Origin of the sequence: Methylobacterium sp. Leaf106 (assembly GCF_001422895.1) — a bacterium.
GTDB lineage: Bacteria > Pseudomonadota > Alphaproteobacteria > Rhizobiales > Beijerinckiaceae > Methylobacterium > Methylobacterium bullatum.
The window spans coordinates 524,054-538,081 of the sequence record NZ_LMNB01000023.1 but is presented as its reverse complement, the minus strand read 5'-3'; the positions used below and the strand labels follow the sequence as shown (position 1 = coordinate 538,081).

Annotated in this window: 14 protein-coding genes; 11 read left to right on the top strand and 3 right to left on the bottom strand. The window is 65.6% G+C overall.

From position 1 onward, the window contains the following. Nucleotides 1–10: 10 nt before the first annotated feature. From ASF34_RS14275 to ASF34_RS14265, 3 genes are all read right to left on the bottom strand, one after another. The gene (locus ASF34_RS14275; RefSeq protein ID WP_056140587.1) at nucleotides 11–1,570 is read right to left on the bottom strand and encodes a formate dehydrogenase beta subunit; all 1,560 of its coding nucleotides are present in this window, start codon (nucleotides 1,568–1,570) and stop codon (nucleotides 11–13) included. Further along, nucleotides 1,567–2,040: a formate dehydrogenase subunit gamma gene (locus tag ASF34_RS14270; protein WP_018044994.1), complete on the bottom strand. Its 474-nt coding sequence runs from the start codon at nucleotides 2,038–2,040 to the stop codon at nucleotides 1,567–1,569. The genes ASF34_RS14275 and ASF34_RS14270 overlap by 4 nt, the downstream gene beginning before the upstream one ends. A gap of 154 nt (nucleotides 2,041–2,194) precedes the next feature. Beyond that, nucleotides 2,195–3,103, bottom strand: a complete 909-nt coding sequence (locus tag ASF34_RS14265; protein ID WP_018044995.1) for a LysR family transcriptional regulator — start codon at nucleotides 3,101–3,103, stop codon at nucleotides 2,195–2,197. Nucleotides 3,104–3,526: 423 nt separating this feature from the next. On the opposite strand from ASF34_RS14265, the gene coxB reads away from it, so the two are divergent. From coxB to thrC, 11 genes are all read left to right on the top strand, one after another. After that, nucleotides 3,527–4,378, top strand: a complete 852-nt coding sequence (coxB, locus tag ASF34_RS14260) for a cytochrome c oxidase subunit II (RefSeq protein WP_026176137.1) — start codon at nucleotides 3,527–3,529, stop codon at nucleotides 4,376–4,378. 107 nt (nucleotides 4,379–4,485) lie between these two features. Continuing rightward, entirely contained in the window at nucleotides 4,486–6,114 is a 1,629-nt protein-coding gene (gene ctaD, locus ASF34_RS14255) for a cytochrome c oxidase subunit I (RefSeq protein WP_018044997.1), read from the top strand. Between the two features lie 198 nt (nucleotides 6,115–6,312). After that, on the top strand, nucleotides 6,313–7,275 hold the full coding sequence (locus tag ASF34_RS14250; protein WP_056161782.1) for a heme o synthase: 963 nt from the start codon (nucleotides 6,313–6,315) through the stop codon (nucleotides 7,273–7,275). A 5-nt stretch (nucleotides 7,276–7,280) separates the two neighbouring features. Beyond that, nucleotides 7,281–7,445: a hypothetical protein gene (locus ASF34_RS22995; protein WP_162238932.1), complete on the top strand. Its 165-nt coding sequence runs from the start codon at nucleotides 7,281–7,283 to the stop codon at nucleotides 7,443–7,445. 43 nt (nucleotides 7,446–7,488) lie between these two features. Further along, complete coding sequence (locus tag ASF34_RS14240; RefSeq protein ID WP_056140582.1) at nucleotides 7,489–8,103, top strand: cytochrome c oxidase assembly protein; 615 nt, start codon at nucleotides 7,489–7,491, stop codon at nucleotides 8,101–8,103. 164 nt (nucleotides 8,104–8,267) lie between these two features. After that, nucleotides 8,268–9,119, top strand: coding sequence for a cytochrome c oxidase subunit 3 (locus ASF34_RS14235; RefSeq protein ID WP_018045001.1), 852 nt, complete (start codon nucleotides 8,268–8,270; stop codon nucleotides 9,117–9,119). A gap of 96 nt (nucleotides 9,120–9,215) precedes the next feature. Then, the gene (locus tag ASF34_RS14230; RefSeq protein ID WP_244478996.1) at nucleotides 9,216–9,629 is read left to right on the top strand and encodes a DUF983 domain-containing protein; all 414 of its coding nucleotides are present in this window, start codon (nucleotides 9,216–9,218) and stop codon (nucleotides 9,627–9,629) included. Next, nucleotides 9,629–10,405 (top strand): SURF1 family protein, encoded by a 777-nt coding sequence (locus tag ASF34_RS14225; RefSeq protein WP_056161780.1) that lies wholly within the window; start codon nucleotides 9,629–9,631, stop codon nucleotides 10,403–10,405. The genes ASF34_RS14230 and ASF34_RS14225 overlap by 1 nt, the downstream gene beginning before the upstream one ends. A gap of 99 nt (nucleotides 10,406–10,504) precedes the next feature. Beyond that, nucleotides 10,505–10,927 (top strand): DUF4864 domain-containing protein, encoded by a 423-nt coding sequence (locus tag ASF34_RS14220; RefSeq protein ID WP_056161777.1) that lies wholly within the window; start codon nucleotides 10,505–10,507, stop codon nucleotides 10,925–10,927. A gap of 220 nt (nucleotides 10,928–11,147) precedes the next feature. Next, nucleotides 11,148–12,482, top strand: a complete 1,335-nt coding sequence (locus ASF34_RS14215) for a glycosyltransferase (RefSeq protein WP_056161775.1) — start codon at nucleotides 11,148–11,150, stop codon at nucleotides 12,480–12,482. A gap of 133 nt (nucleotides 12,483–12,615) precedes the next feature. Next, the gene (gene thrC / locus ASF34_RS14210) at nucleotides 12,616–14,028 is read left to right on the top strand and encodes a threonine synthase (RefSeq protein ID WP_056161773.1); all 1,413 of its coding nucleotides are present in this window, start codon (nucleotides 12,616–12,618) and stop codon (nucleotides 14,026–14,028) included.

The window sequence follows — 14,028 nt, the reverse complement described above, 5'->3', positions numbered from 1 at the left end:
TCGCGCCTCCTTATTCAGCGGCCACGGACATCGGTCCGCGCTGCTGGAAATCCTCGGGGAAATGGGTGATCGCGCTCATGACGGGCATCGGTGTGAGCCCGCCCATGGCGCAGAGCGACCCATCGGTCATGACGTCGCAAAGGTCGGCCACGACGGCGAGATTTTCGGTGGGACGGATGCCGGCGATGACCTTGTCCATGGTCTCGACGCCGCGCGTCGCGCCGATGCGGCAGGGGGTGCACTTGCCGCAGGATTCCACCGCGCAGAACTCGAAGGCGAAGCGGGCCTGCTTGGCCATGTCGACGGTGTCGTCGAACACGACGATGCCGCCATGGCCGACGAGGCCCTTCTTGGCCGCCATCGCCTCGTAATCGAGAGGCGTGTCGAGGAGATGGTCGGGGAAGTAGGCCCCGAGGGGGCCGCCGACCTGCACGGCACGGACCGGACGACCGCTCTGCGTGCCGCCGCCGAAATCCTCGATGATCTCGCGCAGGGTGATGCCGAAGGCGAACTCGATGAGGCCGCCATGCTTGATGTTGCCGGCGAGTTGGATCGCCAGCGTGCCGAGCGAACGACCCATGCCGTAATCGGCATAGGCCTTGGCGCCGTGCTCCAGGATGTAGGGCACGGCCGTGAAGGTCATGACGTTGTTGACGAGGGTCGGCTGACCGAGGAAGCCCTTGAGTGCCGGGATCGGCGGTTTGGCGCGGACGATGCCGCGACGACCCTCCAGGCTCTCCAGCAGAGAGGTCTCCTCGCCGCAGATATAGGCGCCGGCGCCCAAGCGCACTTCGAGATGGAAGGCCTTGCCCGAGCCCGCCACGTTCTCGCCGAGATAGCCGGCGGCCCGGGCGTTGACGATCGCTTCCTTGAGCGTCGCGAAGGCCTGGGGATATTCGGACCGCAGGTAGATGTAGCCGCGCGTGGCGCCCGTGGCGATGCCCGCGATGGTCATGCCCTCGATGAGGTTGAAGGGGTCACCCTCCATCATCATCCGGTCTGCGAAGGTGCCGGAATCGCCCTCGTCGGCATTGCAGACGACGTATTTCTGCTCGGACTGGGCGAGCATCACCGTGTTCCACTTGATGCCGGCGGGGAAGCCGGCACCACCGCGTCCGCGCAGGCCGGAATCGCGCACCTGCGCCACGATGCCGGCGGCATCGAGCTTCAGCGCGGCGTCCAGCCCGTTATAGCCGCCATGCGCCCGGTAATCCTCCACCGAGACGGGATCGATCACACCGCAGCGATGGAAGGTGAGGCGCTGCTGACGGGCGAGATAGGTCATCTCCTCGGGCTTGCCGAGGCGAAGTGCATGCTCGCCGCCGTTCACCAGACCGGCATCGAGAAGGCCGTCGACATCGCCGGGAGTGACGGGACCGTAGGCGATGCGGCCCTCCGGGGTCGCGACCTCGACCATGGGCTCGAGCCACAGCATCCCGCGCGAGCCCGTGCGGACGATGGTGACGTCGAGGCCGCGGCGCTCGGCGCCGGCGAAGATCGCGCGGGCGACACGGTTGGCGCCGAGACCGAGGGCGACGGCGTCGCGCGGGACATAGATGGTGATGCTCACGACTTCATCTCCGTGAGGGCCGATTCCAGGGAATCTGCGGTGAGGCGTGCGAGCGGCTCGTCGTCGACCAGGGCGCCCGGACCGTTGGCGCAGAGGCCGAGGCAATAGACGGGCTCCACGGTGATCTGACCGTCAGGCGTCGTCCCGTGCCAATCGATCCCGAGGCGGGCGAGAATGTCGGCATGCAGCGCGTCCGAGCCCATGGCCTGGCAGGCCTCGGCCCGGCACAGCTTCACCTGATGCTTGCCCGAGGGCGCGCGGCGGAAGTCGTGGTAGAACGTGATGCAGCCGTGAACCTCGGCCCGGGACAGGTTCAGCGCATCCGCGATCAGCGGGACCGCGCCCTCGTCCACGTAACCGAAGGTCTCCTGCAAGGCGTGGAGGATGGGGAGCGTGGCGCCTTCGAGATGCGTATGGTCGGCGATGATGCCGGCCGCACGCTGCGCGCTCCAGGGCTCGTGCTGCAGCATTGTTCCTACCTAGTGAACTTGTTGTCGTTCCAAGGTGGTATATCTCCGAACGTGAATCAATCGCGCGGTTCGGTCGGTCGACAATGCTTTTTTGTTATAATTCTATTGTGCGCTGCGAAAGGGCAGTGTGACGAGTGAGTTGAGGGGCAGCCCGTCAGAGCGAGGCGATGTCGTCGGCGACGGTGGGAGCGATCGCCTGGGCCTCGACGATGAGCGCGGCGCAAAGGGGCGTCATCGGGTCCCGTTCCGGCACCACCAGCCCGATCATGTGGCTGACATCGGGCTCACCGATCGGAACGGAGCGGACGCGCTCACTCAGGCGGAAGCTGTCGGCGAGGACAGCGGGCATCACGCTCGCCCATTTCGCCGTGCGGACGTGGGTGAGCAGCACGATCATCGAATTCGACTGGAGCAGCGGCGCGGCATCCCGCCCGGCATTGTGCAAGTGACCGTCGATGATGCGGCGGTTCTGCATGTCCGGCGTGAGCAGGCACAGGGGCAGACGACCGACCTCCTCCCAGCTGACCGAATCCCTCTTGCCGTAGACGCCGTCGATGGCCGTGAGCAGGCGGTAGCGCTCGCGGTAGAGTGGCACCGCGATGACTTTCCCGAGGGGCTCGTTCTCCAGATAGGTGATTCCGGCATCGATCTCGTGGTCGGCGATCAGCCGGCCGATCTCGCCGGAGGTCGTCGAGTGGACGGAGAACCGCACGTCGGGATGGCGGGCACGGAAGGGCGTCGTCAACGAGGCGACGATGGGCGTCGCGGTGGGAACCGCCGCGAGCCGCAGGGTACCCGACAAACCTCGGCGCAAGCTGGCCACCTCTTCCCGCATGGCGCGCGCGTCGCCGACGATCCGGCGTGCCCAATCGAGGACGCGCTCGCCTTCCGGGGTGAACCCCTGGAAGCGGGACCCGCGCTCCACCAGCAGGACGCCGAGTCGCTCTTCGAGCTGCTTCACCCCGGCCGACAGGGTTTGCTGAGACACGTTGCAGAATTGCGCCGCCCGGCCGAAATGTCGCTCGCGGGCCAAGGCAAGGAGGAATTCGAGACGCTCGATCACCGCCGGGACCCTATCGTGTTCATCCCCGTTCCGGCCTTCGGCGCGTTCGAAACCTGGATGGGCACAGGCATCCTCGCACGGGATCAGGCCCCCTCCATAGCGGGAACGGCGCTATACTGGCGACGGATTCAGCCCCGAAGACCGCTGTAAGATAAATTTAAGTTTGCCGCCGAGCAAAATCGCTTTGAACCCCACTCGTCATTCGGGCTCCCTTCGGCCTGGACTACGGGGAAAGCCTCATCCATGCGACGCTGTTGCGGTTGCGCCGTCGACCGCCATGTGGTCTGACACCGGCAATGCCGGCCCGAAATACGTGATCGAGGCTTGCCTTTCCCGTTGAGCTAGGACTTGCGCGCGACGTCAAAAGTCGCAAGACGCTGCGGGACGACGTAGAACGATACCAAGGGGAGCCACGAGAGGCACATGCGGACCACGCAGGCGCAACACCGGTCATCATGGGGACTTGCTGCGGGCGCTTTCGCTGCGCTCGGCACCGCCCTCGTTTCTACAGCCGCTCTGGCGGCGGGCATCGGCCAGCCCGAGCCGTGGCAGATGGACCGTCAGGTCGCCGTCACAGAGAACGCGCGGGACATCCACACGTTCGAGCAGGGGATGCACTGGCTCTCCTTCGGCATCTCGGCCTTCGTGCTGGGCCTGATCGTCTATTGCATCTTCAAGTTCAACGCGAAGGCGAACCCGGTCCCGTCCAAGACCACCCACAACACCATGATCGAAATCGCCTGGACCATCGTCCCGGTGCTGATCCTGGTGGCAGTGGCCATCCCCTCCTTCCGCCTGCTGCGCACCCAGCTCTCGGACCCCAAGGCCGACGTCATCATCAAGGTGATCGGCCATGCCTGGTACTGGTCATACGAGTACCCGGCCGTGGAGAACGGCGGCGGCTTCACCTTCGATGCCAATATCGACGAAGACAAGCAGCCCAAGCTGCTGGGCACCGATAACGACATGGTCGTTCCGGTGAACAAGATCGTGAAGATCCAGGTGACCGCGGCCGACGTGCTGCACTCCTGGGCGATGCCGTCCTTCGGGTTCAAGATCGACGCGATCCCCGGCCGCCTGAACCAGTTCTGGTTCAAGGCCGAGCGTGAGGGCACCTATCACGGCCAGTGCTCGGAGCTCTGCGGCGCCCGCCACGCCTACATGCCCATCACGGTGCAGGTGGTGAGCGACGAGGCCTACGCCGCTTGGCTCGCCGAGGGGAAGACCAAGTTCGCCCGCCTCGACGACGGTTCGAAGTTCGCAGAAGCCAAGTAGCGGCTTTTTCCGGCGCCGCCCGACGGCACCGGCTGGACCGGCCCTTCACCGGGTCGGTCCATTCGCAAATCGAGAGATTTAGAGAAACCTGAACAGGGTCTGCAACGATGGCAACCGCCACAGCACAATCAGGGCATCACGACGCCCACGCCTCCCATACGCCGTCCTTCTTCGCCCGTTGGTTCCTGTCGACCAACCATAAGGACATCGGCACGCTCTACCTCCTGTTCGCGTTCTGCGCGGGCATCATCGGCGCGTTCCTCTCCTTCGGCATCCGCATGGAGATGGAAGAGCCCGGCCTGCAGTACTTCTCGAATCCCGGCACCTACAACGTGTTCGTGACCGGCCACGGTCTCATCATGGTGTTCTTCATGGTGATGCCGGCGCTCATCGGCGGCTTCGGCAACTGGTTCGTCCCGCTCATGATCGGCGCGCCCGACATGGCGTTCCCGCGCATGAACAACATCTCGTTCTGGCTGACCGTCGCCGGCTTCGCGAGCCTCGTCTGCTCGCTGTTCGTCGAAGGCGCGCCCGGAACCACCGGTGCCGGCACGGGCTGGACCGTCTACCCGCCGCTCTCCACCTCCGGCCATCCCGGCCCGTCCGTGGACTTCGCGATCTTCGCCCTCCACCTCTCGGGCGCCGGCTCGATCCTGGGCGCCATCAACTTCATCACCACCATCCTGAACATGCGCGCGCCGGGCATGACCCTGCACAAGATGCCGCTGTTCGCCTGGGCTGAGCTCGTCACCGCGTTCCTGCTGCTCCTGTCGCTCCCGGTCCTCGCCGGCGCGATCACGATGCTGCTCACCGACCGCAACTTCGGCACGACCTTCTTCGATCCGGCCGGCGGTGGCGATCCGGTGCTCTACCAGCACCTGTTCTGGTTCTTCGGCCACCCCGAAGTGTACATCATGATCCTGCCGGCCTTCGGCATCGTCTCCCACATCATCTCGACCTTCTCGCGCAAGCCGGTGTTCGGCTATCTCGCCATGGCCTACGCCATGGTCGCCATCGGCGTCGTCGGCTTCGTCGTGTGGGCTCACCACATGTACACGGTCGGCCTGTCGCTCCAGACGCAGTCCTACTTCGTCTTCGCCACCATGGTCATCGCGGTGCCCACCGGCGTGAAGATCTTCTCGTGGATCGCGACGATGTGGGGCGGCTCGATCCGCTTCACCGCCGCCATGCACTGGGCGGTCGGCTTCATCTTCCTGTTCACGGTCGGCGGCGTCACCGGCGTCGTGCTGGCGAACTCGGCGGTCGATAAGTACCTGCACGACACCTATTACGTCGTCGCCCACTTCCACTACGTGCTGTCGCTCGGCGCCGTGTTCATCATCTTCGCCGGTGTCTACTACTGGTTCCCGAAGATGACCGGCTACGTCATCCCGGAATGGGCCGGCAAGCTGCACTTCTGGCTGGCCTTCATCGGTGCGAACGTCCTGTTCTTCCCGATGCACTTCCTGGGTCTCGCCGGCATGCCGCGTCGTTACGCCGACTACCCGGAAGCCTTCGCCGGCTGGCACAAGGTCTCCACCTGGGGCGGTCACATCTTCGCTCTCGGCATGGTGGTGTTCTTCATCGGCGTCGTCCTCGCCTTCCGTTCGAAGGTCCGCGCTGCCGACAATCCGTGGGGCGAAGGCGCCACCACCCTCGAGTGGACGCTCTCCTCGCCGCCGCCCTTCCACCAGTTCGAGACGCTGCCGACCATCGTCGACGACCACGGTCACTGAGGCACTGCCGTCTTCACGATCGCGATCGGCTTCGAAATTGCGATTGTTCTAAAACGACACTAGGGATTGCGAGGATCGCGTGAGCGGTCCTCGCTCTTTACCGGATGCCCCTCTTCACCGAGCGACATCCCGCAAAGGGCGGCGCCAGAGACGGCGTGATCCGAATTCCGGCCATACCGACAACAGTATCGGGACCCCATGACGAGCCTGTCGAACAGCGTCTCCGCTGCCGCCGAGCCGAACGATTTCGCGCCGACCCCGATGATGGTCGGTGGTGAGGTCGCGGATTTCTTCGCACTCCTGAAGCCGCGCGTGATGGTGCTGGTGATCTTCACCGCCCTCGTCGGCATGGTGGTCTCGCACGTTCACATCCAGCCCGTCGTCGGCGTGATCTCGCTCCTGATGATCGCGGTGGGCGCCGGTGCCTCCGGCTGCCTCAACATGTGGTGGGACGCCGATATCGACGCGGTCATGACCCGCACCGCGACCCGCCCGATACCCGGCGGCCGCATCCAGCCCGGCGAGGCCCTCGCCTTCGGCATCGTCCTGTCGGTGGGCTCGGTGCTGGTGCTCGGCCTCGCCTCGAACTGGCTCGCCGCCTCGCTCCTGGCCTTCACGATCGTCTTCTACGCCGTCGTCTATTCCATGTGGCTGAAGCGGGCGACGCCGCAGAACATCGTCATCGGCGGCGCCGCCGGTGCCCTGCCCCCGATGATCGGTCAGGCCGCCGTGTCGGGGTCGGTGGGCATCGAATCGACGATCCTGTTCCTCATCATCTTCATCTGGACCCCGCCGCATTTCTGGGCGCTGGCGCTGATCAAGGCCGGCGAATACGCCAAGGCCGGCATCCCGATGATGCCCAACGTCGCCGGGCCGCAATCCACCCGCCGCCAGATCATCTACTACTCGATCGTGTTGTTCCCGGTGGGCCTCGCCCCTGTGTTCCTCGGCTTCGGTGGATGGCTCTACGGCGTCACCGCCTTCATCGGCGGCCTCGGGATGCTGGTCTTCAGCGTCCATGTCTACCGCAACCGCGAGGGCGAGGCGGAACGCAAGGCCGCGCTCGGCATGTTCGGCTTTTCCATCCTCTACCTGTTCCTCCTGTTCTCGGCGGTCCTGGCCGAGCAGGGCCTCGGGCTCTACCGCGCGGTGCTCGCGTGACCTCGATGCCGGAGAAATCCACGCCGCCGCGGCGTTTGACGCCCGAGGAGCAGCAGCGCCAGCGCAGGCGCTCGATCGCCATCGCCACGGTGCTGTTCGTCCTCGTGGCCATCTTCTACGCCCTGACCATCGCCAAGCTCGGACCGCAGATCCTCAACCGCCCACTGTGACCCGATCGACCGGACCGTTCAGCGAAGAGAGTCGGACGTCATCATGACCGACATGCCAACCAAGCGAAGCAGCACGCCGAACCGCAAGGCGTCGGTCACCGCCCTCGCCTGTGCGGGTCTGGCTATGGGAATGGTCGGCCTCGCCTTCGCGTCGGCGCCGCTCTACGACATGTTCTGCAAGGCCACCGGCTATGACGGCACGCCGCGAGTCGGGCTCGCTCCCACGCAGGTCGCGATGGACGACAGCATGGTCGTCCATTTCGACACCAACGTCGCGTCGACCCTGCCCTGGCGCTTCGTCGCGGAGACTCCGAAGATCGAGGCGCGTCTGGGCGAGACCAAGACCGTATTCTTCCGCGTGAAGAACACGGGGACGACCCCCTCGACGGGGATCGCGACCTACAATGTCCAGCCGGGGCTCATGGGCAGCTTCTTCGTGAAGATCCAATGCTTCTGCTTCAACGAGCAGACGTTGCAGCCCGGCGAGACGATGGATTTCCCGGTGGTGTTCTACATCGATCCGGCCGTGCGCGCCGATTCGAACACCGCCCATCTGCAGGAACTGACGCTCTCCTACACCTACTTCGCGTCGAAGAACGGCCAGCCCTCGGCCGCCCTGGCGACGACGGACGGCAAGGGTGCGAAAACCAATTTCTAGGGTCGTCAACTAATTTGGTGGGACGCGTTTGTACGCGCCAGGTTTTTTGAGGTCTCAAGCGTGACAACACTGCGCCGTCCCGATTAAGGGTTCCGGTGTAGCCGAACGTTCAGAAGGTCAGAGCCGTTCGCGGCATTGGGCCCGGGGTGAGGAGAAGAATTGAGATGGCCGAGGCGCACGCCAAGAATCACGACTTCCATATCTTGAGCCCGAGCCCTTGGCCGCTGTTGGGTGCCTTCTCCGGCTTCCTCATGGCGTTCGGCGCCGTGTTCTGGATGAAGAGCCTGCAGATCGGCACGCTCAGCCCCGGTCCCTACATCTTCGGCGCCGGCACGATCGGTGTGCTCTACGTCATGTTCTCATGGTGGCGCGACGTCGTCCACGAGGCGAATGCCGGCGACCATACCCGTGTCGTGCAGCTTCACCACCGCTACGGCATGATCATGTTCATCGCCTCCGAGGTGATGTTCTTCGCCGCCTGGTTCTGGGCCTATTTCGAGGCGGCGCTCTACACCGCCGACCCGATCCAGACCACGCGCCTGGATTTCACCGGGGGCACCTGGCCGCCCAAGGGCATCGAGGCTTTCGATCCCTGGCACCTGCCGCTCCTCAACACGCTGATCCTGCTGACCTCCGGCACGACGATCACCTGGGCTCACCACGCCCTGCTGCACAACGACCGCAAGGGCCTGAAATACGGCCTGTGGCTCACGATCATCCTCGGCGTGCTGTTCACGGCCTGCCAGGCCTACGAGTACAGCCATGCGCATTTCGGCTTCTCGGGCAGCATCTACTCGGCGACCTTCTTCATGGCGACGGGCTTCCACGGCGCTCACGTCATCATCGGCACGATCTTCCTCGCGATCTGCCTCTACCGGGTCTATCTCGGCCAGTTCACGGTCCAGCAGCATCTCGGCTTCGAGTTCGCCGCCTGGTACTGGCACTTCGTCGATGTGGTCTGGCTGTTCCTGTTCGCCTCAATCTACGTCTGGGGCGCCGGCACGGCGGCTCACTGACACCGGTCCCGCCTCATCGAGGCGAAGCGACACAGGTATGAGAATCAGGGCGGCGCGAGCCGCCCTTTTTCGTGCCATGACTGCCGGGAACCCCATATGGGGCGGACGGCGGATTCGCCCGTCACCGAGGAGCCAAGCATCGTGAATCACCCTCGGCCGCTACCGCCTCCGGTTCCCACCGGATTGCGCTGCCGCTGCCCCCGCTGCGGCAAGGGCGCGATGTTCGACGGCTTCCTCACGTTCCGGCCGTCCTGTGAGGTCTGCGGCCTCGACTATTCGAACTTCAATTCCGGCGACGGCCCCGCCTTCTTCGTCATGTCCATCGTCGGCATCGTCGTCGTCGGGCTGGCGCTCTGGCTCGAGATCACCTTCGAGCCGCCGATCTGGGTCCATGCCGTCGTGGCCATCACCCTGTCGGTCGGGCTGAGCCTCGCCCTCGTGCGCCCGTTGAAGGGAATGCTGGCGGCGCTTCAATTCGCCAACAAGGCCGCGGAGGGGCGCTTTCGCTGATGCCCAAGCCTGTTCGTCCGGGCGCCGTGCGGGCGCTGGCGGCGCCCGCCATCGCTTCGCTGATCTGCCTTGCCATCTTGTTGAGCCTCGGCGTCTGGCAGTTGCATCGCAAGGGCGAGAAGGAAGCCCTGATCGGCCGCATCGTCGCCCGCTCGCGCGCCGAGCCCCCTGCCTCTCTCCCGGCCCGAAACGATTGGGATCCGGCGCGGGACGAGTTCGAGCGCGTGCGGGTGACGGGGACGCTGCTGAACGACCAGGAGACCCTGGTCCACGGTCTCGCGGCGGGTGCGGTGCCGGGCAAGGCTCTTCAGGGCTTCTACGTTCTGACACCGTTGAAGCGGGACGATGACGGCAGCCTCGTCATCGTCAACCGGGGGTTCGTGCCCACGGAGTTGAAGGATGCGGCGCGGCGCCAGCCGGGACAGGTCGCCGGATCGGTCACGATCACCGGGATGCTGCGCGGTCCGGAGATACGGACCATGTTCGTGCCGCCGCCGGAGCCCGCCAAGGGAGAGTGGTTCCATCGCGACATCGACGGCATCGCCGCTGCGAGGGGGCTCACCGTGATGCCCTATCTCATCGAGGCGGATGCTACGCCGAACCCCGGCGGCTGGCCCAAGGGCGGACAGCTTCGCGTCGACCTTCCCAACAACCACATGCAATACGCCTTCACATGGTTCGGCATCGCCGCCTGCCTGGTCGGCGTCTTCGGCGTCTTCGCGTGGAAGCGTCTTTCGGAAGAACGGGACGGCTCCGCGAGCAACCCGGCCACATAAGGAAGGAAGCCGGCAGGGCTCGGGATCCGGGATCGCTCTTGCCGGCCGGACGCGTCGCGCTATCCTGACGTCGGACATCCCCATCGCGGAGTGTAGTCCATGCGCGCCGTCCTCTCCCTGCTGATCGCCCTCACCTGCCTCGCTTCGGAACCGGCCCGGGCCGCAGACGAAGCGGCGAAGCTCGCAGCCAGGGCGACGGTGGAGCGTCAGATCGAGGCGTTCCGCAGGGACGATGCGGCCACCGCCTATGCCCAGGCCGCCCCATCGATCCAGGGGATGTTCGCCTCGCCGGACACGTTCATCGAGATGGTCCGGAAGGGATACGGTGCCGTCTACCGCGCCCGCAGCTTCAGCGTCGACCGTGTCGAGGAGAGCGGCGAGGACGGTCTCAGCCTTGGCATGACGCTGCAGGACGAGAACGGCATCGACTGGACGGCGCTCTACAGCCTCGAAAAGCAGAGCGACGGCACATGGCGGATCAATGGCTGCCGCCTCGTCAAGGCGCCCGGCGACAACGCATAGGTGGGGGCCGGCTGGGATGGTCATGGCCCGGTCTTTCCCGAAGCCTGACGCTCCCTAAAGAACCCGATCCGCCGGTAGATGCGCCGCGCCCTCTTCGCGGCTAAAGAAGGCCTCAGGAAGCCCTCCGTGACGACCGGTCATCGTACCGAGCGCGACGGCGCGGTGGGAATTTGGTGAGACACGTTCGAAGTCTCGCCGGATCGAGGAGGATGAGGTCGAGATGAGCGGAACACAGCCGGTGGATCCGTATTGGGCGGCACTCCTTGCGTTCCTGGACGAAGACAGCGCGCTCCTTGCCACCACGGCGGCGCCGGACGGGCTCAAGGAGTATCGCCCGGACCTGATCGCCTTCTCGGACCTCGACGACATCCCCTCTGTCCGGCAGGTGGTTTGCCACAAGGGCCTGATCGAGCAGATTCCGGTACGTCTGCTCGCCGCCAGTTTCGGAAGGGCCAAGCTCGCTTTCTCCAACGAGGTATTCGTCGTGTTCCGTCTCGGGCACAGCGAGTCGGACCACGTTCGGTCGTTCGAGATCGATCTCGCCAACCATCTCTCCAGTTCGGATCTCGATGCCGGGCAGCCCGCCGCCTGGCGCAAAGAGGTGACCCGGCCGCTCCTCCGGCGGCCCGTCGCATCCGCGAGAGGTGCGGGCGTGCCCCGCATCGTCGCAGCCCTTCAATCCCCGACGCTCCTCAACAACTGGGCGTCCGCCGGCGGATGGAATCTGGAAGCGGCCAAGCTCGGCGATCATGACGGCTTGGCGGAATCGGCCCTGCTGCAGGTTCCGTCCTGGGACGGGAGCGACGAGAACGTCGCGGCGGTCCTCGTGACCACCCCGCTTCAGCTCGAGGAAGCCAGAACCCATTTGCCCAACGCCGCCCATATCTGGATCATCCACAACGGGCGCGCAGGACTTCTTCCGCCGAAGCTCATCGACGAGGTGGATGGCGTCATCACCTTGTCCCGCAAGGTCCTCGCCCTTCAACGCACCCATCATCCGGCGTTGCTGCACAAACCGTCCTGGGTGATCGCCCCCTGGTACGAGCCCGAGCGGCGTTACCGATGGAGCGCGGACCGCGCCTGGACGATGAAATCGAGGCCGAACACGCGCGATCGCTACGACCTGGCGCTGACCCATCAGGTCATCGAACTGGCCAAGCGGCGATCCGTCGACATCGTCATGTACGGACAGGACACGGTGGGAGGCTTTCTCGACGGGCGCGCCAAGGACGAGTTGCAGAGCTCGTGTTCGTGCTACGTCAGTCCCCTGCCGCCCTGGGCGGGGTTCGGCCTGGCGCAGCACGAGTGCCTGTCGGCCGGCGTTCCGCTGGCGGGCCTGCTTTGGGGCGACTTGAAAGAGGACCTTCCGGCCCCGTATCCGGCTCTCACCGAGACGCTGGACGATCTGGCCGAGACCATACGGCGGCTCTGCACCGAGGAAGCCCATGCCGAGGCGGTGTCTGAGGCGGGGCTGGACTACATCGCTCAGGCGCGAACGAAGTCTCGGACGGAGCGGGCGATCGAAAGGTTCCTCGACGAGGTCGGCGGAGCTTGATCGATTCGGTCTTCGCGGAAACGGCGCCGCTTCATTCATCTATCGGCGAAGCGTGATCCCGGACGTCGGCAATTTCCGGCTTTCGACAGCGCCATCCACTTCGTGTAGACCGGCCCCCTTCCCGGAGGCCCCTTTGCTACACGTTTCGACCCGCGGCGCCGCGGCGCCCCTCAGCTTTTCCGATGCTCTCCTCGCCGGCCTCGCCCGCGACGGCGGTCTGTACCTGCCCGAGAGTTGGCCGCAGATTTCCCGTGACGAAATCGCCGGGCTCGCCGGACAGCGCTACGCCGACGCGGCCAAGCTCGTCCTGCGGCCGCTGATCGACGGCGAGATCGCGCATGCCGATCTCGACCGGATGATCGAGGACTCCTACGCCACCTTCCGCCACCCGGCGGTGTGTCCGCTGGTGCAGCTCGACGACAACCTGTTCCTGCTGGAGCTCTTCCACGGTCCGACGCTGGCGTTCAAGGACGTGGCGATGCAGCTCCTCGGCCGGCTGATGGACCACGTCCTGCGGTCCCGCCGCTCCCGCGCCACCATCGTGGGCGCCACCTCCGGCGATACCGGCAGCGCCGCCGTCGAGGCCTTCCGAGGGCTCGATCAGGTCGACATCTTCATCCTGTTCCCGCATGGCCGCGTCTCCGAGGTGCAGCGCCGCCAGATGACGTCGGTGGGCGCGGACAACGTCCACGCCATCGCCATCGACGGCAATTTCGACGATTGCCAGAACATCGTCAAAGCCTTGTTCCAGCACGCGGATTTCGCCGACGAGCTGCGGCTTTCCGGCGTCAACTCGATCAACTGGGCGCGGGTCGCCGCTCAGGCGGTCTATTACTTCACCAGCGCCGTGGCCCTGGGCGCACCGCACCGCCCCGTCTCCTTCGCGGTGCCGACGGGCAATTTCGGCGACATCCTCGCCGGTTGGGTTGCCAAGCGCATGGGCCTGCCCATCGAGCGCCTGATGATCGGCACCAACGCCAACGACATCCTGGCCCGCACCCTGGAGCATGGCGCCTACGAGGTTCGCGGCGTCCAGCCCACCACCTCGCCCTCCATGGACATCCAGATCTCCTCGAATTTCGAGCGCCTGCTGTTCGAGGCCCTGGGCCGCGACGCGTCGAGCCTGTCGCGACTGATGGCCGGTCTCAAGCAATCGGGCGGCTTCCACCTCGACGAGGCGGTCCTCAAGGCCGTCCGCGGCGAGTTCGATGCCGCGTCCGTTCCGGAGGAGGCCGTCATCGCCGAGATCGCGCGGGTCCACCGGGAGATCGGCATGGTCATCGACCCGCATACCGCCATCGGCGTTCATGCCGGCCGGCGCCTTCTGGAGAAGGACGGCAAGACCCCCGTCGTCGCCCTCGCCACCGCCCATCCGGCGAAGTTTCCGGATGCGGTCGCACAGGCGACGGGTGGCCATCGCCCGGCCCTGCCGCCGCACCTCGCCGATCTGCTGGATCGGAAGGAGCGTTTCACCCGCGTCGCCAACGACCAGGCGGCGGTGGAAGCTTTCATCCGCGCACATTCACGCATCACGGCGGGGAACTGA

What these genes read in the sequence shown, in the direction of transcription:
- ASF34_RS14225 (WP_056161780.1), top strand. Translation starts at nt 9,629, where the DNA reads ATGCCCAAGCCTGTTCGTCCGGGCGCCGTGCGGGCGCTGGCGGCGCCC.
- ASF34_RS14240 (WP_056140582.1), top strand. Translation starts at nt 7,489, where the DNA reads ATGACCGACATGCCAACCAAGCGAAGCAGCACGCCGAACCGCAAGGCG.
- ASF34_RS14270 (WP_018044994.1), bottom strand. Translation starts at nt 2,040, where the DNA reads ATGCTGCAGCACGAGCCCTGGAGCGCGCAGCGTGCGGCCGGCATCATC.
- ASF34_RS14215 (WP_056161775.1), top strand. Translation starts at nt 11,148, where the DNA reads ATGAGCGGAACACAGCCGGTGGATCCGTATTGGGCGGCACTCCTTGCG.
- ASF34_RS14250 (WP_056161782.1), top strand. Translation starts at nt 6,313, where the DNA reads ATGACGAGCCTGTCGAACAGCGTCTCCGCTGCCGCCGAGCCGAACGAT.
- ASF34_RS14235 (WP_018045001.1), top strand. Translation starts at nt 8,268, where the DNA reads ATGGCCGAGGCGCACGCCAAGAATCACGACTTCCATATCTTGAGCCCG.
- coxB (WP_026176137.1), top strand. Translation starts at nt 3,527, where the DNA reads ATGCGGACCACGCAGGCGCAACACCGGTCATCATGGGGACTTGCTGCG.
- ASF34_RS14230 (WP_244478996.1), top strand. Translation starts at nt 9,216, where the DNA reads ATGGGGCGGACGGCGGATTCGCCCGTCACCGAGGAGCCAAGCATCGTG.
- ctaD (WP_018044997.1), top strand. Translation starts at nt 4,486, where the DNA reads ATGGCAACCGCCACAGCACAATCAGGGCATCACGACGCCCACGCCTCC.
- ASF34_RS22995 (WP_162238932.1), top strand. Translation starts at nt 7,281, where the DNA reads ATGCCGGAGAAATCCACGCCGCCGCGGCGTTTGACGCCCGAGGAGCAG.
- ASF34_RS14220 (WP_056161777.1), top strand. Translation starts at nt 10,505, where the DNA reads ATGCGCGCCGTCCTCTCCCTGCTGATCGCCCTCACCTGCCTCGCTTCG.